General features: G+C 71.3%; 17 protein-coding genes. 6 read left to right on the forward strand and 11 right to left on the reverse strand.

The window, feature by feature from the left end; translation table 11 throughout:
• Positions 1-48: 48 nt before the first annotated feature.
• Positions 49-1,002 (reverse strand): acetamidase/formamidase family protein, encoded by a 954-nt coding sequence (locus E1211_RS04190; protein ID WP_132345555.1) that lies wholly within the window; start codon positions 1,000-1,002, stop codon positions 49-51.
• Between the two features lie 246 nt (positions 1,003-1,248).
• Between E1211_RS04190 and E1211_RS04195 the strand changes: the two genes are divergently transcribed.
• Positions 1,249-3,099 carry a CocE/NonD family hydrolase gene (locus E1211_RS04195; protein WP_165947163.1) on the forward strand — a complete coding sequence of 617 codons (1,851 nt, stop codon included), beginning with the start codon at positions 1,249-1,251 and terminating at the stop codon, positions 3,097-3,099.
• A 103-nt stretch (positions 3,100-3,202) separates the two neighbouring features.
• Here E1211_RS04195 and E1211_RS04200 read toward each other — a convergent pair whose 3' ends face one another.
• Genes E1211_RS04200 through E1211_RS04210 form a run of 3 tightly spaced genes read right to left on the reverse strand, consistent with a single transcriptional unit; the run spans position 3,203 to position 6,019 of the window.
• Positions 3,203-3,919 carry an NADPH-dependent F420 reductase gene (locus E1211_RS04200; protein ID WP_132345559.1) on the reverse strand — a complete coding sequence of 239 codons (717 nt, stop codon included), beginning with the start codon at positions 3,917-3,919 and terminating at the stop codon, positions 3,203-3,205.
• Positions 3,920-3,945: 26 nt separating this feature from the next.
• On the reverse strand, positions 3,946-4,977 hold the full coding sequence (locus E1211_RS04205; RefSeq protein ID WP_132345561.1) for an LLM class flavin-dependent oxidoreductase: 1,032 nt from the start codon (positions 4,975-4,977) through the stop codon (positions 3,946-3,948).
• Entirely contained in the window at positions 4,970-6,019 is a 1,050-nt protein-coding gene (locus tag E1211_RS04210) for an LLM class flavin-dependent oxidoreductase (protein ID WP_132345563.1), read from the reverse strand. Before E1211_RS04210 ends, E1211_RS04205 begins: the two co-directional genes overlap by 8 nt.
• 114 nt (positions 6,020-6,133) lie before the next feature.
• On the opposite strand from E1211_RS04210, the gene E1211_RS04215 reads away from it, so the two are divergent.
• Positions 6,134-6,625 (forward strand): MarR family winged helix-turn-helix transcriptional regulator, encoded by a 492-nt coding sequence (locus E1211_RS04215; RefSeq protein WP_132345565.1) that lies wholly within the window; start codon positions 6,134-6,136, stop codon positions 6,623-6,625.
• Here E1211_RS04215 and E1211_RS04220 read toward each other — a convergent pair whose 3' ends face one another.
• Positions 6,626-7,234 carry a GNAT family N-acetyltransferase gene (locus E1211_RS04220; RefSeq protein WP_132345567.1) on the reverse strand — a complete coding sequence of 203 codons (609 nt, stop codon included), beginning with the start codon at positions 7,232-7,234 and terminating at the stop codon, positions 6,626-6,628.
• Between the two features lie 118 nt (positions 7,235-7,352).
• Between E1211_RS04220 and E1211_RS04225 the strand changes: the two genes are divergently transcribed.
• Entirely contained in the window at positions 7,353-8,147 is a 795-nt protein-coding gene (locus E1211_RS04225) for a hypothetical protein (RefSeq protein ID WP_243709334.1), read from the forward strand.
• Between the two features lie 50 nt (positions 8,148-8,197).
• On the opposite strand, the gene E1211_RS04230 is transcribed toward E1211_RS04225, so the two are convergent.
• Positions 8,198-9,400 carry a cytochrome P450 gene (locus tag E1211_RS04230; RefSeq protein ID WP_132345570.1) on the reverse strand — a complete coding sequence of 401 codons (1,203 nt, stop codon included), beginning with the start codon at positions 9,398-9,400 and terminating at the stop codon, positions 8,198-8,200.
• 165 nt (positions 9,401-9,565) lie between these two features.
• Between E1211_RS04230 and E1211_RS04235 the strand changes: the two genes are divergently transcribed.
• The gene (locus E1211_RS04235) at positions 9,566-10,114 is read left to right on the forward strand and encodes a DUF488 family protein (RefSeq protein ID WP_243709335.1); all 549 of its coding nucleotides are present in this window, start codon (positions 9,566-9,568) and stop codon (positions 10,112-10,114) included.
• A gap of 18 nt (positions 10,115-10,132) precedes the next feature.
• Here the strand turns inward: E1211_RS04235 and E1211_RS04240 are convergent, their stop codons facing one another.
• Positions 10,133-10,561, reverse strand: a complete 429-nt coding sequence (locus E1211_RS04240) for a hypothetical protein (RefSeq protein WP_132345572.1) — start codon at positions 10,559-10,561, stop codon at positions 10,133-10,135.
• A gap of 9 nt (positions 10,562-10,570) precedes the next feature.
• Positions 10,571-11,017, reverse strand: a complete 447-nt coding sequence (locus tag E1211_RS04245) for a group III truncated hemoglobin (protein WP_207915227.1) — start codon at positions 11,015-11,017, stop codon at positions 10,571-10,573.
• Positions 11,018-11,062: 45 nt separating this feature from the next.
• Between E1211_RS04245 and E1211_RS04250 the strand changes: the two genes are divergently transcribed.
• On the forward strand, positions 11,063-11,713 hold the full coding sequence (locus E1211_RS04250; protein ID WP_165947164.1) for a metalloregulator ArsR/SmtB family transcription factor: 651 nt from the start codon (positions 11,063-11,065) through the stop codon (positions 11,711-11,713).
• Between the two features lie 93 nt (positions 11,714-11,806).
• Here the strand turns inward: E1211_RS04250 and E1211_RS04255 are convergent, their stop codons facing one another.
• Positions 11,807-13,018: a globin domain-containing protein gene (locus E1211_RS04255; protein ID WP_207915228.1), complete on the reverse strand. Its 1,212-nt coding sequence runs from the start codon at positions 13,016-13,018 to the stop codon at positions 11,807-11,809.
• A gap of 51 nt (positions 13,019-13,069) precedes the next feature.
• Complete coding sequence (locus tag E1211_RS04260) at positions 13,070-13,495, reverse strand: Rrf2 family transcriptional regulator (RefSeq protein WP_132345578.1); 426 nt, start codon at positions 13,493-13,495, stop codon at positions 13,070-13,072.
• Positions 13,496-13,654: 159 nt separating this feature from the next.
• Here E1211_RS04260 and E1211_RS04265 point away from each other — a divergent pair, with 159 nt between their 5' ends.
• Positions 13,655-14,761 (forward strand): DNA glycosylase AlkZ-like family protein, encoded by a 1,107-nt coding sequence (locus E1211_RS04265; protein WP_207915229.1) that lies wholly within the window; start codon positions 13,655-13,657, stop codon positions 14,759-14,761.
• Positions 14,762-14,866: 105 nt separating this feature from the next.
• Here E1211_RS04265 and E1211_RS04270 read toward each other — a convergent pair whose 3' ends face one another.
• The gene (locus E1211_RS04270; protein ID WP_132345580.1) at positions 14,867-17,521 is read right to left on the reverse strand and encodes a M14 family zinc carboxypeptidase; all 2,655 of its coding nucleotides are present in this window, start codon (positions 17,519-17,521) and stop codon (positions 14,867-14,869) included.
• Between the last annotated feature and the right edge of the window lie 230 nt (positions 17,522-17,751).

Genomic DNA, 17,751 nt, shown 5'->3' on the forward strand with positions numbered 1-17,751 from the left:
ACCCCGGCCCTGGTCGGCCGCGACGACGGCCCTGAGCCGATCGCACCGTCACCGCACGGCGCGCTGCGCGGGGAGCTGGCGCAGCGCGCCGTCGCGGAGCACCGCGTGCGCGCCGACGGTCTGGTTGACGATCTGCGTCACCCGCACGTCGACCGCGACGCTGGCCAGCGCCACCGCGTCGGCGCGGCTGATCTCGTACTGCCGCTGCAGGAGGGTCAGCATCGAGTCCAGCGCCATGAACGTGGCGTCGTCGAGGGTCGCGCCGACGCCGAGAGTCAGCCAGGAGTCCGCGGTGCGGGCCACCGGGGTGGTGATCGGAAAGTCGTCGCGGACGCCGAAGGTCAGCGTCACCTCCTCCATCGGGCACTCGATGGCCGTACCGCCGATCTCCCCGTCCCCCTGCGCGGCGTGCCCGTCACCGACCGAGAAGAGCCCGCCGTCGACCGGGATCGGCAGCAACAGGGTGGTGCCGGCGGTCAGCTCCTTGCAGTCCAGGTTGCCGCCGCAGCGGCGGGGCGGGACCGTCGAGTGCAGCCCCGGCTCGGCCGGCGGCATGCCGAGCACCCCCATGAAGGGGCGCAGCGTCACCGTGTGTCCGTGCTGGTTACGGCCGACCATCGCCACCGGGTCCAGCTCCCAGGCATGCACCACCGCGTGCTCCTCGACGCCGTACTGCTTGTTGAAGCCGCCCGGCCAACCACCGGCCACCGTGGTTCCCCAGGTGGCCGGGACCACCGCGTCGATGCGTACCTCGAGGGTCTGGCCGGCCCGGGCGCCACGGACCGCGACCGGGCCGATCAGCGCGTGCCCGTGGTCGGGCTGGTACTGCGGGGCCCGGGGGCGGTCCCGGTTCCGGCCGCCCGGGTACGGCCCCGCCGACCACCAGCAGTCCAGGGTGCGGTAGGTGACGGTGTCGCCGGCGTCGATGGTGAGCGCCGGCGGGAAGTCGGGAGAGAAGTGTCCGTGCAGCGTGTCGTCGCCTGGTGCGAGGATGTGTCGCATCTGCGCAGGCTAGTTGCTGTCCCCCGCACGGGGTAGATGCATCGCTCCCAGCATGGGGTCGACGGCCGGGACGGCACGACATATGTCGTAACGCAGCAGAGCCCATCCACTACGGATGGTCATTGACTCGACTGATCAATATCGATGAACATGCATCTGCCAGATGTCTCTGGAGCTGACGGAGGTAGGGGCATGGGAGTTGCACGGCGACTGATAGCCGTGGGAGCGATCGTCGGGATGGCGGTCGTGAGCGCACCCGCGGTGGCGAGCGCCCAGGTGGCGACACCCGGGATCGTGATCGAGAACGGGGTGACCCAACCGGTCTTCTCGTACGAGGAGGCGATCCAGGAGGTCGTCTACGTCGAGGCGCCGATGGACAGCGACGCCGACGGGCGCCGGGACCTGATCGAGGTCGACGTGGTCCGGCCGGCGGAGACCGAGGCGGGCCTGCGGGTGCCGACGATCATGGAGGCCAGCCCGTACTACGGCCGGGAGACGGGCGATCCGCTGCCGGATCAGACCCGCGGCTTCCCCGGCTGGTGGGACGAGTACTTCGTGCCGCGGGGGTACGCCGTCGTCCAGGTGGAGATGCAGGGCACGTCGCGGTCCTTCGGCTGCCCCACCACCGGTGGGCCCGAGGACACGATCAGCGCCAAGGCCGTCGTGGACTGGCTCAACGGCCGCGCCCCGGGCTTCCACCACGACGGAAGCGTGGCGGTCGCCGACTGGAGCACCGGCAACGTCGGCATGCAGGGCGTCTCGTACGTCGGCACCCTGCCCAACGCGGTCGCCACCCAGGGTGTGCCCGGCCTGCGGACCGTGGTGCCCATCGCCGCGATCTCCAGCTGGTACCGGTACGTGAACGACCAGGGTGTCGCCTGGTCGACCTGGAGCGAGAACGTCGACTTCCGGTACACCGAGTACCTCGCCGACTACGTCTCCGTCGGCCGGACGCTCCCCGGCTCCGCGTCGGCGCCGGCCTGCGAGTCGGTCATCACCGGGATCGGCGACGCCGAGGAGGCCAGCGCCTCCGACTTCACCCGGTTCTGGCAGGAGCGGAACTACCTGCCGGACGCGAAGAACATCAAGAAGGCGGGCACCTCCGTCTTCATGGTGCACGGTCTCACCGACTTCAACGTGAAGACCATGCACTTCGCCGACCTGTGGCGCGAGATCGAGAAGCGCAACATGCCCCGCAAGATCTGGCTCCACCGGGGCGCGCACGTGAACCCGACCAGTTTCCGCCCGGCGGAGTGGCAGGCGGTCATGCACCGCTGGATGGACTACTGGCTCCACGACATCGAGAACGGGATCATGGACGAGCCGATGGCGGACATCCAGCGCCCCGACGGCACCTGGGAGACCCACTCGACCTGGCCGGACGCCGCCACCAAGGAGGTCGACCTGCGCTTCGGCCCGGCCACGGCCGACGCGGCGGGCACGCTCTCGCCGCGCAAGCCGGGCGGCAACCCCACGCAGAGCTTCGTCGACCAGCGCGAGTCGCAGGCGGTCAAGATCGGGGACGCCGAGCAGGCCAAGCCGGGGAGGCTCGCCTACGTGACCCCTCCGCTCGCGTCCGACGTGCGGCTCTCCGGCACGCCAGAGCTGGCGGTAAGGATGTCGACGACGGCCGAGACCGCGCTGCTGTCGGCCATGCTCGTCGACTACGGCGCGGGACCCACCGTCACTGTGGAGGGCAAGGACCCGCTGGAGGTGGTCCAGGAGTCCTGCGAGCCTGAGGACCTGGCCAGCCGGACCGGGTGCGCCGAGCCGATGGAGACGGACGTCGCGATCACTCCGGAGCGCGTCCTGGCGTGGGGCCACATCGACGTGAAGAACTCGCCGGACCTCCGGCGGAGCCGCCCCCTGACGCCCGACAAGCAGTACAACGTGAGGTGGACGACCCTTCCCTCCGAGCACGTGATCCCGGCCGGGCACCGGATCGGACTCGTCATCACCGGCAACTACGACGCGAACCCGTCGTCGAACCGGCCGGCGCGGGACACGGCCGCCATCGGCAGCCAGATCACCGTGTACCTGAACGGCAGCACCCTGACGCTTCCGGTCGTGGGGGGCAGGAACGCCCTGGGCCTCTGACCGGCTGCTCCGGTCGTCGACCAGGTAACTCGGTCGGCGGGTCCCTCATCGGCTCCGGCCGAAATGAGGGACCCGCCGCGCGGGTGACGGGGCGGGTCGGAGGCTAGGCCGGCCCCTCCGGTGTCCCGGTTCGGGCCGCGGCGACGATCCGCCCGCGCTCCGACTCCGGAAAACGGTCGAGCATGGCCCGCACCTCGTCGGCGCTCACGTCGGCGCCGAAGAGCTCGCTGCCCGGTTCGAGCCGTACGCCCTCGGCGAGCGGGCCGGCGACGACCGGGTCGAAGCCGAGCCGGTCCACGAGGGCGGCGACGGCAGCGAGGCCGGCGGGGTCGTCACCGGCGATCGCGATGGCCTTGCGACCGGGCGCGCCGTGCGGCCGCGCCTCGTCCTCGAGATCGTGGTACCCCATGTGGTTGAACGCCTTGACGACGTGCGAGTCGGGCAGGAACGCCTGCACCGTCTCACTCGACGAGGTGCTCGGATCGGTGAGGTCGTCGCGGATGCCGTCCACCTCCCACCAGTAGTTCATGGCGTCGACGACGAGCTTGCCGCGCAACGCCTCGGCGGGGATGTTGCGGTACTTGCCCAACGGGAGAGCGAGGATCACGATGTCGGTGCCCGCCACGGCGTCGGCCGCAGTGGTGGCGACCGCGCCGGGCGTGAGCACCTCGACGGTGAGCGCGATCTTCGCCGGGTCGCCGGAGCCGGCGACGAGCACCCGGTAGCCGGCGGCGACGGCGAGCCGGGCGAGCACGGTGCCCACCTTGCCGGCCCCGAGGATGCCCAGGGTCTCCGGCCCGCTGCTCGGGCTGTCGTTCATGTCTTCCTCCGGGTACGGCAGGGGCGTCAGCCGGCCAGCATGTCACGGACCATCGGGATCACCCGCGTGCCGTAGAGCTCCACCGCGCGCAGGCGCGCGCTCACCGGCTGCGCGCCGGCGGTGTAGATGAGGTCGAACCGGCCGACCCCGAGGCTGCGGATCGCGCCGGCCATGCGGCGGGCGACGGTCTCCGGCGAGCCGATGTAGAGGGAGCCGTTCGCCACCTCGGCGTCGAACTCCGCACGGCGGATGGGCGGCCAGCCGCGCAGCTTGCCGATCCGGTCCCGCATGACCCGGTAGTGCGGCCAGAAGACCTCCTTGGCCTCCTCGTCGGTGTCGGCGACGAAGCCCGGCGAGTGCATCCCGACCGGGTACGCGGTCGTGCCGAACTGCTCGGCCGCCCGCCGGTACAGGTCGAGGTAGGGCGCGAAGCGTTCCGGAGAGCCGCCGATGATGGCGAGCATCAGCGGGAACCCGTAGTGGGCGGTACGCACGACCGACTGCGGCGAGCCGCCGACGCCCACCCACGTGTCGAGTCGTCCCGAGTCCGTCTTCGGGAAGACGTCGGCGTTCTCCAGCGGGGCACGCACCGTACCGCTCCAGCTGACCGGCTTCTCGTCCAGCAGCTTCGCGAACAGCTCGATCTTCTCCTCGAAGAGCACGTCGTAGTCGCGCAGGTCGTAGCCGAAGAGCGGGAAGGACTCGGTGAACGAGCCGCGCCCGAGGATGACCTCGGCCCGGCCGTTCGACAGCGCGTCCACCGTGGCGAAGCGCTGGAACACCCGGACCGGGTCGTCCGAGCTCAGTACGGTCACGCCGGAGGCGAGCCGGATACGTGAGGTGCGGGTGGCGATCCCCGCCAGCACGGTCTCCGGCGTCGATACCGAGTACTCCGGCCGGTGGTGCTCGCCGAGGGCGATCACGTCGACGCCGAGTTCGTCGGCGAGCACCGCCTCCTCGACCACCTGCCGGATCGCGGTGGCGTGGGAGACGGGCTTGCCGGCGTCGTCCTGCGGCACGTCGCCGAAGGTGTCGAGGCCGAACAGGAGATCAGACATGAGCGGGCTCCTTCGCCAGTAGCTCCCGCACCCGCGGGGCGACCTCACGGCCGAACAGTTCGATCGAGCGGGCACGGGCCTCGCGGGGCAGGTGCATGATGTCGTACTTGAGGTCGAAGCGGCTCAGCCGCAGGTCACGGGCCATCACAGCGATCTTCCGCGCGACGGTCTCGGGTGACCCGACGAAGAGCGCGCCGTGGTCGATCTCGGCCTCGTAGCGCGTGCGGTCCGGCCGGTAGAAGCCGCGCTCCTCGGCGAGCGCCGCCACGACCGGCTGCCAGTACCGCCACCAGGTCTCCACGGCCTCCTCGTCGGTCTCCGCGACCAGGCCGAGCGAGTGCTGCCCGATCGGCTGCCCGGGGTGGCCGAACTGTTCGAGCGCCCGCTGGTAGAGGTCGACGTGGCCGGCGAAGCGCTGCGGGCGCCCGCCGATGATCGCGAGCATGAGCGGCAGTCCGTAGCGGGCGGCGCGGATCACCGAATTCGGGCTCCCGCCGACGCCGATCCAGGTCGGGATGCCCCCCGGGGGCATCCGGGGGTGCAGCCGCTGGGCCACCAGCGGGGTACGCACCGTCCCCGACCAGGTGACGGCCTCCTCCCGCTGGAGTCGGACGAAGAGGTCGAGCTTCTCCTCGAAGAGCCGCTCGTAGTCCGCCAGGTCGTAACCGAACAGCGGGAACGATTCGGTCGCCGAGGCGCGTCCGAGGACGAGCTGGGCGCGACCGTTCGAGACGGCGTCGAGCGTCGAGAACTCGTGGTAGAGCCGTACCGGGTCGTTGGTGCTGAGCACCGTGACCGAGGTGCCGAGCCGGATCCGCTCGGTCGCCGTCGCGATCGCCGCGAGCAGCACGGGCGTCGCCGAGTCGTTGTGCCCCTCGCGGTAGTGCTCACCCACGCTGAACACGTCGAGCCCGACCGACTCCGCGAGCCGCGCCTCCTCGACGAGCAGCCGCAGAGTCTCCGCGTCGCTCAGGGGCCGGCCACCGTCGGTCGCCACCTCCCCGAACGAGTCGAGCCCCAGTTCGAAGCCTTCCGCTGTCACCGTGCCCTCCTCACGCCCGCGCCGAGCTGGGTACCCCGCTCCGCGGGTCTCCCTCGGCGATTGACACGTCAATCATGTTAGCCTGTTGATTGACATGTCAATCGGGAGATGCGAATGACGAAGGCCACACCCGAGCGGCGGAAGGGGCGGCAGCTGCCGACCGCCGAGGAGCTACGGATTTGGCGCGACTTCATCGAGACGACGGACGTGCTCCGGTCCCGAATCGCGTCCCGCCTGCAGAGCGAGTCCTCGCTCTCGCCGGGCGACTACGCCGTGCTGCTCGCCCTCAGTGAGGCGCAGGAGCGGCAGCTGCGCTCCTCCGAACTCGCGACGCACATCGGCTGGGAACGCAGCCGGCTCTCCCACCACCTCGGGCGGATGGAGCGGCGGGGTCTCATCCGCCGCCAGGAGTGCGCGACCGATCCGCGCGGCGCGGAGGTCCACCTCACCACGGCCGGGGCCGAGGCCTTCCAACGGTCGACCTATCCGCACCTCCGTGCCATCCGCGAGATCTTCGTCGACGCCCTCACGCCGGACCAGCTCCGCGCGGCGGGCGAGATCGCCGAGGCGCTCCGCGCCCATCTCGACGCGCCACTCACGGAGTGATCACCCGAGGGGCGCGCGCGGCGCCTCGTCGCCTCGGATCCGGGCGTGCAGGTGCATGTCGTGCCGGCCGTCGGCGTGCACGGCATCGCTGCGCTTCGTGCCCTCCAGCCGGAAACCGGCCTTGACGGCCACCCGGCAGGAGGCCTGGTTGCGGGTGGAGTGATCCAGCTCCAGGCGGTGGAAGCCGGCCTCGCCGAGGGCCCACTCGCTCACCGCGGCGAGCGCGCGCGGGGCGACGCCCGCGCCGCGGGCGGCCGGGAGCACCCAGTACGCGCACCCGGCGACACCGTCGTCGAGATCGAATCCGCGCACCGCGATCCGGCCCAGCACCTCCCCACCGCCCCGGGTCACCGCCCAGTGCGCGCCCCGCTCCTGCGCCCAGTCAAGGCGGTACGTGTCGAACCAGTCACGGACCTGCTCCTCGGTGACCGGTCGGCGGGTGTGCCACCGCTGGATCTCGGGATCACGGTAGGCGGCGAGGAAGACCGCCGTGTCGATCGCCTCCCAGGGCCGCAGCAGCAGTCCACCGGCGGCGGGGAGCACGGGTTGCGCGCCGCCGCAGAGCGTGCCGGCGGAGATGGTCGGCGGCGTCGTGAGAGCGGACGTCATGACCCATCCTTGGCCGCCGCCCGGCACACGTGTCAAGTTGTCGGAAACGACGTGGGGCGCGAGCGCACCGGCGCTCGTCCGGTCCACGCCTCGATCCGCGGATGGGTGATTGAAGCGCATGCGGGTGACGATGGCGACCGCCGCCGCGCGGAGCGGCCGGCTGAACGAGGACTTCACCGGCGCGATACCGGCCGCCGCGGTGCTGGTCGACGGGGCCGGCATCCCGGGCGCGGAGGCGACCTGCCGGCACGGCGTGGCCTGGTACGCCGACCGGCTGGGCGGCAACCTCCTCGGCCTCCTGTCCCTCGTGCGCGACCGCGGCCTCCCCGAGCTGCTCGCCGCGGCGATCGCGCAGGTCACGGACGCGCACCGGGACACCTGCGACGTCGCCGACCCCATCAGCCCGTCGGCCGCCGTCGCCGTCCTGCGCGTCTCGGGCGGCCTCGTCGAGCACCTGGTGCTCGGTGACGCGGTCCTCGTGCTCGACCGGACGGACGGCGCGCCACTCGTCGTCACCGACCCTCGCGAGGTGCTCATCAGCCGCTCGTACCAGAGCGCGATCGAGGCCACCGCCGAGGACGGCGACGAGCGCCACCGGCTCCTGCGGGAACTGCGCGCCAACCGGAACCGACCGGGCGGATTCTGGGTGGCCAAGGACGACCCGAAGGCGGCCGACGAGGCGGTCACGGGCAGCTGCCCGGCCGCCGAGCTGGCCGGCGCCGTCCTGCTCAGCAACGGCGCCAGCCGCATCGTGGACCGGTTCGGGCTCGCCGAGTGGCCGGAGGTGCTCACCGTCCTGGCATCCGCTGGACCCGCCGAGATCATCCGACGGGTCCGGCAGGCCGAGGCCCGCCACGGCGTGGCGGCGGACGACGCGACGATCGCGCACTGCGACCACCTCGGCGGGAGCTGACCGCTCTCGGCCGAATGTCGGTCGACGGCCCGTCGCGGCGCCCGTCCCGGTCAGCCGGTGCTGACCGGCAGCGTGGCGTAGCCGCGCAGCACCAGGCGGTCGCGGCGCTCGGCCGGACCGGCCAGGCTCAGCCGGGGCAGCATCGCCAGCAGCAGCGGGAACGCGACCTGGGCCTCCAACCGGGCGAGCGGCGCACCGAGGCAGTAGTGGGCGCCACCACCGAACGAGACCGGCTGGATGTTGGGCCGGTCCGGGTCGAAGCGGTGCGGGTCCGGGTAGCGGGCCGGATCCCGGTTGGCCGCGCCGAGCAGCATGGTGACGTCCGCCCCGGCGGGGAGCCGCAGCCCGTCGCCGAGCTCCAGTGGGACGGTCGTGAGCCGTCCGGTGAGCTGCACCGGGGAGTCGTACCGCAGGATCTCCTCGACGAATGCCGGCGCGAGGTGGGGGTCGCCGCGCAACCGGTCCGCCTGCTCGGGATGCTCCAGCAGGAGCTTGATGCCGGTGCCGAGCAGGTTCGTGGTGGTCTCGAAGCCGGCCACCAGGAGCAGCACCAGATTGGCGAGCAACTCCTCGCCGGTCAGCCCGACGCCGTCGGTGTCGTCGTGCGCCGCGACGAGCGCGGTGGTCAGGTCCTCCTGCGGGGCGCGGCGGCGCTCCTCGATCAGGTCGACGAAGTAGGCCTCCAGCTCCCGGCCGGCCACGTCGGCGAGCCGCATCTCCTCCTCGGTGCTGATCGGCTCCAGCACCACGGTCAGGTCCGCGGTCCGCTGCCGGAACCACGACCGGTCCGCCTCGGGCACGCCAAGCAGCGCGCAGATCACGCCGATCGGCAGCGGGAACGCGAACGCGCTCATGAAGTCCGTGCCGGACGGCATCGCCTTGATCAGATTCTCGGCCTGGCCGGCGATGACGTCGCGCATCTCGGCGACACGGCGGGCCGTGAAGGTGGCCGCGGCGGCCCGGCGAACCCGGCCGTGGTCCGGCGGGTTGGTCTGCAGCATGGAGAGCACGATCGAGGCGACTCCCCGGTTCTGCCGCCAGTCCGGCCAGAAGCCGTCGTAGTCGGCGGCGTCGGCGATGCGCAGGCTCGGCTCGCGCAGCAGGCGGTTGGTGAGCGCGTGCGTGGTGACGAACCAGCGGCCGTCGGGCGCCTGGACGACCGGCGAGTGCGCCCGGATCACGTCGTAGGCCGGGTACGGGTCGACGCGCCCCTCCGGCAGGAACAGTGACGCCAACGCGGTCTGGTAGTCCATCCTCGTGCCTCCCCTGTAGACGCGGGTGCCGTCTTGCATCATGCCCGGCGTCGCCTCGCCACGGTCGGCCCCGCCGAGGCAGGTCGCCCGCCTCGCCACGTCGGCCCGCCGAGGCGGGTCGCCGGTTGACCGGCGCAGCCCGCGGCGACGCGGGATGATCTGCTCGTGGAGGCGGCGGAGGAGGAGCGGATCCTGCTGACGGTCGGCCACGGGCCGATGCGCCGTGCCGCGCTCGGCGGCCTGCTGGCGGACGCCGGTGTCGAGTTGGTCGTCGACGTGCGCCGCTTCCCCGGCAGCCGCGCCAACCCGGACGTACGCCGGGACGCCCTGGCGGAGTGGCTGCCGGAGCTGGGGATCGGCTACCGCTGGGAGGAGCGCCTCGGCGGCCGGCGACATCGGCCGGCCGGCACAGCGGAGCACGACACGTGGTGGACCGTCCCGGCGTTCCGCGCCTATGCCGCCCACACCCGCACCGCACCGTTCACGGCAGCGTTGGATCTCGTCCTCGGCGAGGCCGCGTCGGGCCTGACGGCGGTCATGTGCAGCGAGAGCGTCTGGTGGCGTTGCCATCGCCGGCTGATCGCCGACGTCACGGCCCTCAGCCGCGCGGTGCCCGTACGCCACCTGATGCCGGACGGACGGCTGGCGCCGCACGCGGTGGCGGCCGGGGCGCGGCTTCGCCCCGACGGGGCGGTCGAGTGGACCGGCGGCTGAGCGGGGCCGCACCGGGTGTCAGGGCGTGGCGAGCAGGAGGATCCCGAGGGTGAGCAGGGTGCCCGCCTTCGCCACCTCCAGCAGCACGTAGCTCTGGTGGCTCCCGGAGCGCGGTGCGTCCTCACCCGCGAGCACCCGCCTGGTCCGGCTGTTCAGCCGGGGCCGCACTGCGCCGAGTTGCAGCAGCAGCACCGCCACCGCCAGACCGGCCACCGCCGCGACGGGGCCGGACGCCGCGCCGAGGGCGACGGCCGCGAGCAGGGCCAGCGCGAAGAAGGACTCGATCACGTTGAGCGCCCGGAAGACGAGTCGTCCGATGCCGAGCCCGACGGGCACGGTGACCCCGGGTGCGCGGAACTTCAGTGGCGCTTCGAGGAACGAGATGGCCAGCACCATCCCGAGCCAGACGAAGACCACGCCGGTGGCGACCGCTGACGGCAGGCTCATCGACCTCTCCTATCCCTGCGGACCGTCTTCGTACGCCCGGCGGGTCGGCCCGGCCACCGGGACGGGGCTCGGAACGGCCCGCCGGTCGCCGGCCAGCCGGCGCTGCATCGCACCGGCGATCCGGCCCGCCTGGAGCTTGGCGTGCTCGGCGTGCGGTCCGGCGTGCCGGTCGTCGATCGTGGCCATCCAGAGCGCGAGCCAGCGGGTGAAGTGCCGTTCGGTCAGCGGCTCGAGCCGGTGCAGGTCGAGATGGAGCCGGAGGGCGTTGCGCCGGTAGGTGCCGGTCTTGAAGAGCACGGTCTCCCAGAAGTCGCACATGATCGGGAGGTGCCGGTCGAGGTCGAGCTTGGCGACGTCGACGAAGACGTGCCCGAGGAGCTCGTCGGCGAAGGCGCGGGAGTAGAAGTCGGTGATGACCCCGGCGATGTCGCTGCGGTCCCTGATGTCGGTCACCATCTCCGGCACTCCTTTTTCACGATACTCATCGTATATATTTGGCCGGTGAGCAGCCACGTGAGCTACGGCGCACTCGCGGTCCCGACCCGCCGGCACCTGCTGGACACGCTTCGCGCGCAGCGCCGGCCGATGGACCTGCGCGAGCTGGCCGCGATCACCGGACTGCACGCCAACACCGTCCGGTTCCACCTGGAGGTGCTGACCCGGGCGGGGTTCGTCGCTCGCGAGCAGGCGTCGCGGACCGGGCCGGGACGACCGGCGGCTCTCTACCGGAACACCAGCCCCGGCACCTCCGGCGGCGGCTACCAGCTGCTGGTCGAGATCCTGGCCGAACGCCTCACCGAGGCCGACGCGGAGGGCCTGGCCGAGCAGGCCGGGCAGAAGTGGCTGGACACGTCCGCGCCGTCCACCCCACCGGCGGACGCCGATCCGCTCGGCACCGCGACGACCCGCTCGGTCGCCCTCTTCACCGAGCTCGGCTTCGCTCCCACCCCGGAGACGGCCACGTCCGGCACCCGGATCGAGCTCCACGCCTGCCCCTTCATCGACGAGGCACGCAGACATCCGGACGTCGTCTGCGGCGTACACCGCGGCCTGCTCCGGGGGGTCGCGGAGGCGGTCGCGCCCGGCGGCCTGACTACCAGCCTGACGCCGTTCGCCCGCCCCGGCGTCTGCCTCGCGGAGATCAGCCGGTAGCCCCACCGGTCCCGCCGGAGCGTTCCGGCGCCGCACGGGCGCTGATGCCCGCTCCTCACGGGCAGCAGCGCCCGCCGGCGCAGCCGGGTACGGCTAGGACCGGCTACCCGCCCATGCGTCGGAGCCGAAGACCTCGTACCGGATCTGGGTACCGGGTACGCCCCGGTCCCGAAGCCGGCCGCGGACCGCCCGCATGAACGGCAGTGGCCCGCACAGGTACACCTGTGCCTGCGGTGACAACGGAATCTCGTCGACGTCGATCCGTCCGGCACGCACCTCGGTCGACCCGTCGGCCTCGTGCGGCGTCTCCCGCTCGTACCAGACCAGGTGCCGGAAGGAGCGCAGCCGAGCTCCGCTGCCGATGATGTCGGGACGCAGGCAGTGGCGTGCGGGACTGCGTTCGGCGTGCGCGACGACGACGTCGCGGTTCGGCTCCGTGCGGGAGACGTGGTCGAGGATGGCGGCCATCGGCGTGATCCCGACACCGGCGCTGACCAGCACCAACGGCTCGGTCCCGGCGGTCAGGGTGAGATCGCCGTAGGGAGCGCTCACGGCCAGCCGGTCCCCGGTACGGACGTGGTCGATGAGATGACTCGACACGAGCCCGTCAGGCGCCCCACCGACGCCCCGAACCCGTCGCACGGTGATCCGCAGCCCACCCAGCCCGTGGGCCGCCTGGGACAGTGAGTACTGGCGGATCTGCCGTCCACCGTCCGGCAGGTCGACGGCGACGCTGATGTACTGCCCCGCCCGGTAGCTCGGCATCGGCGCCCCGTCGGCGCCGGTCAGCACGAACGAGACCGTGTCCTGGGCCTCCTCGCGCCGGTGACTCACCACGACCTCGCGCCACGGGTGGTCCGGATCGATGTCGGCGTTGGCGTACAGCCGGGCTTCCAGGCCGATCAGACGGCAGGCGAAGAGCCAGTAGACCTCGTCCCAGGCGGCGGCCACCGCGGGGGTGACCGCGTCGCCGAGCACGGCGCCGACCGCGTTCAGCAGGTAGCGACCGACGAGTGTGTACTGCTCCGGCCGGATACCGAGGGAGGCGTGCCGGTGGGCGATTCGGCGGACCACCGGGTCGAAGGACGGGCCCTCGCCCACCAGGTTCGAGGCGAAGGCGACCACGGCGCCGGCGAGCGCCCTGCGCTGCTCACCGCTGGCCTGCGCGCTGCGACTGAACAGGCGCAGCAGCTCCGGATTCTCGGTGAGCATGGTGTCGTAGAACAGGCCGGTGATCGTTTCGAGGTGTGCGCCAACGGCGGGAAGCGTGGCGCGCACGGTCGCTTCGTGCGTGGAGGACAGCACGGGGTCTCCCATCAGCTGTGGTGGATCGATGACTCGGGTGGGCTCGGGTCGCTATCGGGTGGTGAGCGACAGGAGCAGGTCCCGGGTCGGCGGGTGCAGCAGATCGCCGATGGTCACCTCGTCGAGGCTGGCGTAGAAGGCCTCCTGCGCGCGGCGGAGGGCGCCACGGAGCCGGCAACCGGCCCGCAGCGGGCAGGCGGGTGTGTCGCAGTTGACCACCTCCCCATCGGCCTCCAGGCGACGGATCAGGCCACCGATGCTCGCCGTTGTCGCGCCGTCCGCGAGCAGGACGCCGCCGCCACGCCCGCGGATCGTCTCGATCAGCCCCAGATGCTGGAGCCGCTGGACGATCTTCGCGAGGTGGTTGCGTGGTACCGCGAGGGACTGCGCCAGTTCGTCGACAGTGGTCTTACCGCCCCGAGTCCCCAGGAGCATCACGACTCGGAGACCGATGTCCGTCGACTGATTGAGCTGCACACCGGGAGCCTAACAAAACAGGTATTTCAGATTCCTGTTTTGTGGGTGGGCTCACCGCAGGCCGGATCCGACCACCCGGCCGCCCGGCCGGCGCAGGTAGGACAGGACGACGGGCCGCCTGGGAACCCCGCGGTCGTGCCTTCCGCCTAGTCTCGGCAGGTGGCCGTGCACACGCTGTCCCGCGCCGACGCGCGTCGCCTCGCCGTGCGCGCCCAGCTTCTGGACGCGCATCGCCCCGCCGGGATGTTCGACGTCGTCCGTCAGCTGACGCTCGTGCAGAACGATCAGACCGCGGCCGTCGCGCCCAGCGCCGACCTGGTTCTGTGGAGCCGCCTCGGCGACTCGTACTCCCCTGGGCGGCTGCGTGACGCCCTCGACGAGCAGTCCCTGCTGGAGCTGCACGGTTTCGTCCGGCCGCCGGAAGACCTCGCGCTCTACACGGCCGAGATGGCCGAGTGGCCCGGCCGTCCCCCGCTGAGGCCGTGGCAGGAGGAGCTGCGGGAGTGGGTGGCCGCCAACAACGGCTGCCGGCTGGACATCCTCGCCCGGCTCCGCGCCGACGGGCCGCTGACCTCGCGCGAGCTCCCAGACACCTGCGCGGTCCCGTGGCGCTCCTCCGGCTGGACCGACAATCGCAACGTCACCAAGCTGCTCGACTTCCTCGTCCAGCGGGGCGAGGTCGCCGCCGCCGGTCGGCGCGGCGGCGACCGCCTGTGGGACCTCGCCGAGCGGATTCACCCGGACGAGGTGGTGCCCTACGAGGAGGCGATGCGGATCCGGGACGAGCGTCGGCTGCGGGCGCTGGGTATCGCGCGCGCCCGTGCGCCGGTGAGCCCGGGTGAGCCGAACGACGTCCGGGAGGCCGGCGAGCCCGCCGTCGTCGAGGGGGTGAAGGGCCGCTGGCGGGTCGACCCCGAGCTGCTGGACCGGACGTTCACGGGCCGGACGGCGCTGCTCTCCCCGCTGGACCGGCTCGTCTTCGACCGCAGGCGGATCGCCGAGCTGTTCGAGTACGACTACCAGCTGGAGATGTACAAGCCGGCCGCCACGCGCCGCTGGGGCTACTGGGCGATGCCCGTCCTGCACGGGGACCGGCTGGTCGGGAAGCTCGACGCGGCGGCCGACCGCAGGGCCGGTGTGCTTCGGGTGCACGCGATCCACCAGGACGTCCCGTTCACCAGGGCGATGACGGCCGCGGTGCGGCACGAGATCGAGGGCCTCGCGCAGTGGCTGCGGCTGTCCCTGCTGGCGCCGAGCCCGGGGTGATCAGGTGGCCGGCGCGGCTCGCACGTCGACCGCCCCGGCCGCGGCACCCGGTGGGGCACCGCAGCCGGGGCGGCCGTGAGGGACGTGACAGCCGATCAGCCAGCGCTAGCGGAAGAGCTTGACCAGTTGATCCGCGTCGACGTCCGCGCCGGCGCCGTTGTACATGGCGTTGGTGACCACCGTCCAGCTGGCCCGAGGCCAGGTGCGGAAGGTGATGTGGCCGCCGGCGATGGTGGCCTCACCCTTGCCCACGTCGAACGTGGCGATGTTCGCGGCACCGCCGATGGCCGAGGTGCCGTGCGCGTAACCGCTGACGAGCAGCTCCTCCTCCTGCGGGTAGGTGGCGGCGATCTGCGCGTCCCCGGTCACCTTGAACGACGGGTCGTTGTTGAACCAGGTGGGCCAGGACTCGGGCATGCCCCAGACCGCCGGGACGTCGGCGTCGTAGTGCTGCTTGAGCAGCGCCCCCGGGGCGTTGAAGGCGGCCCGGTCGGTGGGCGTGACGTTCTGCACCGGCAGGCCGAGCGACGTGGCCGCGGTGGTGGACGCGCTGCCGAGCGCCACGAGGTTGCCGCCGGCCTTCACGAACTGCTGGAGCTTGTCGAGTCCGTCGGGCACCCCGCGAGCCCAGGCGAACTCGGGGGGATTCTTGGCCGGGTCGAGACCGCGGGTGATGCTGTTCGCCGAGATCCCCGGAGCGAGCACGATGGTGTCGTACTCGGCGCCCAGGTCGGCGTAGTCGTCGGCGGAGACGACCTGGTAGTTCACACCGATCTGGTCGAACATCCACATCATCCAGCCGCCGGGCATGTTGTTCGCCCCGCGGATGAGACCCACCCGGGTGCCGTCCTTCAGCTTGACCGCGTCGACCTCGGGCACCGCGTTGGTGGCGTACACCGGCAGGCCGGTCTCCTGGCTGGCCTTGGTGAGCACCCCCCGCGCCCGCGGGTCCTTGGCCGGCACGAGCAGCGCTCCGGCCGGCAGCTTCCGGCCCTCGACCGTGACGCCGGCCTTGGCCCGGTACGTCGGCACCTCGGCGCGCTGCAGGTCGGCGATGACCTGACCCAGCCCGTACGAGGTGGGGCTGAGGACGTAGGCGCCGCGCCGGCCGGGGTGGGCCGGCATCCGCTGCTGCACCGGCTCGACGTCCCGGACGCGGGTCGTGGTCGCCTCGAAGGGCTCGGTGACGGCGTCGACGTCGACACCCAGGAGCAGAGCGAGATTGTCGGTGGTCTCGCTGTACGGCATGATCAGCGGGCACTGCGCGCACTTACGCGCACTGTCCGGGTATTCGTCGATCCGAAGTAGCTGGTCGATCCAGCGCCCCATCGGCTGCTTGGTCTTGAGGACGTAGGAGCCCTCGGGGTACTTCTTCTCCCCCGCGGTGAACGACCGGGTGGCCTTGTCGATCTCCGCCTGACCGAAGTCGAAGAGCTTCAGCATGTCGTACAGGGCGTACGGGTCACGCTGGTTCGCCGGCACGACGTAGGCGTACGGGCCGCCGGTCCAGCTCTCGCTGTTGCGGTTCGACAGGTACAGGTTGTTGTACAGCCACGACCTGGGTTCGCCGGAGACCGTCTTCATACCCGAGTAGACCGCCGCGGCGCCGTACTCCACGATCTGCTTGAGCGTCCAGGTCTTGCTGTCGTACGGCAGCACCGACCGCAGGGTGTTGTCGGCGGGTTCGAGGATCTTGTCGGAGGTGTAGGTGTACGCGAGATCCCGGACCGACGCGATCTCGGTCAACCAGGTCGACGTGCCGAGGAACGGGCTGTAGCCGATGACGTCGGCGTTCCACAGAATGCCGTACGCGTCATTCCACTTCGAGCCCTTCTTGCCCTCCGCGACCAGGTCACGCTGGGTCTGCATGCCGAGCGAGTTGGAGGCGGACACCACGATCGGGTCCAACGTGTCGGACATCGGCTCGTCCCACGGCGGTGACCAGATCCGCGGGGACGTGGCGCCCGCCTGGTGCATGTAGTGCTGGGCGACGGGACGGTACTTCTGCTCCAGCCGGACCCGGGTCTGCGACTCCTTCTGGGTCATCATGAACCAGTCGCGGTTGTCGTCGTGCCCGGTGTAGTGGTGGTACAGGTCGGGGTAGATCCGGTCGTAGCCGGTGCCCGCCGTCTTGTTGAAGTGGTCGACCACGAGGTGCTGCCCGTCGGGATTCTGCGACGGGACGATCAGCAGGATCACGTTGTCGAGAACCTGTCGGGTGAAGTCGGAGTTCTCCGTCGCCATCCGGTGCACGACGTTCACCAGCGACTGGGTGGCGCCGACCTCGGTGGAGTGGATCGTCGCCTCGATGTAGTAGACCGGCAGGCTCTTGGCGGCGAGTTGTCGCGCGTACTCGTCGACGGCGATTCCGGCCCGCTGCGCCTCGGCCCGCATCACGCGGGGGTCGGAGAGCCGTTTGTTGATGTCGAGAACCTGGTCGATTCGCTTGAGGTTGTGCTTGTTGCTCATCAGCAGAATCGGGTAGTCGTTGCCGAGGGTCGTCTTGTCGACAACCTGGTATTCGGCTTCGTCGGAACGGTCCGCGACGAGCTTGAGGTAGCGTTTGACGCTGTTGAAGTCGGCGAGCTTCCCCTCATCCCCCATCTCGAAACCGAAGAATTCCTTCGGTGTCGGGACACCCTTGACCTTGACGCCGGCCTGGGCTGCCACCCGCTCGCCCACCTGGGCCTGCACGGGCACAGCCACGAGTCCCACCATGGCCGTGACGATCGCCACGGAGGCCACGTGCCGTAACCTCATTGCGCCTCCTCGCCTGGAAAACTGGTGGCGATAGATTCACGGCGATCTCACGAGATGGTCAACCATTACCAATGGGTAAGATCAGAATTGAAGACGATCTTCCCGTGAGGCGCTGCCCACGGGGCCATCCGTCCGCCGGGCGGCAGGAACCGACCCTTTTGATCCACGCCTATGCCGAATCCCGCTTCGGGAGTTCGATCCACCGGCGGTGACCAGAGGTGCCCGCCGAT

It is taken from the genome of Micromonospora sp. 15K316 (genome assembly GCF_004348525.1).
GTDB lineage: Bacteria > Actinomycetota > Actinomycetes > Mycobacteriales > Micromonosporaceae > Micromonospora.

Coding starts and splice junctions, on each gene's coding strand:
- E1211_RS04190 (WP_132345555.1), bottom strand. CDS start 1,002: ATGCGACACATCCTCGCACCAGGCGACGACACGCTGCACGGACACTTC.
- E1211_RS04200 (WP_132345559.1), bottom strand. CDS start 3,919: ATGAACGACAGCCCGAGCAGCGGGCCGGAGACCCTGGGCATCCTCGGG.
- E1211_RS04205 (WP_132345561.1), bottom strand. CDS start 4,977: ATGTCTGATCTCCTGTTCGGCCTCGACACCTTCGGCGACGTGCCGCAG.
- E1211_RS04215 (WP_132345565.1), top strand. CDS start 6,134: ATGACGAAGGCCACACCCGAGCGGCGGAAGGGGCGGCAGCTGCCGACC.
- E1211_RS04220 (WP_132345567.1), bottom strand. CDS start 7,234: ATGACGTCCGCTCTCACGACGCCGCCGACCATCTCCGCCGGCACGCTC.
- E1211_RS04225 (WP_243709334.1), top strand. CDS start 7,353: ATGCGGGTGACGATGGCGACCGCCGCCGCGCGGAGCGGCCGGCTGAAC.
- E1211_RS04230 (WP_132345570.1), bottom strand. CDS start 9,400: ATGGACTACCAGACCGCGTTGGCGTCACTGTTCCTGCCGGAGGGGCGC.
- E1211_RS04240 (WP_132345572.1), bottom strand. CDS start 10,561: ATGAGCCTGCCGTCAGCGGTCGCCACCGGCGTGGTCTTCGTCTGGCTC.
- E1211_RS04245 (WP_207915227.1), bottom strand. CDS start 11,017: ATGGTGACCGACATCAGGGACCGCAGCGACATCGCCGGGGTCATCACC.
- E1211_RS04270 (WP_132345580.1), bottom strand. CDS start 17,521: ATGAGGTTACGGCACGTGGCCTCCGTGGCGATCGTCACGGCCATGGTG.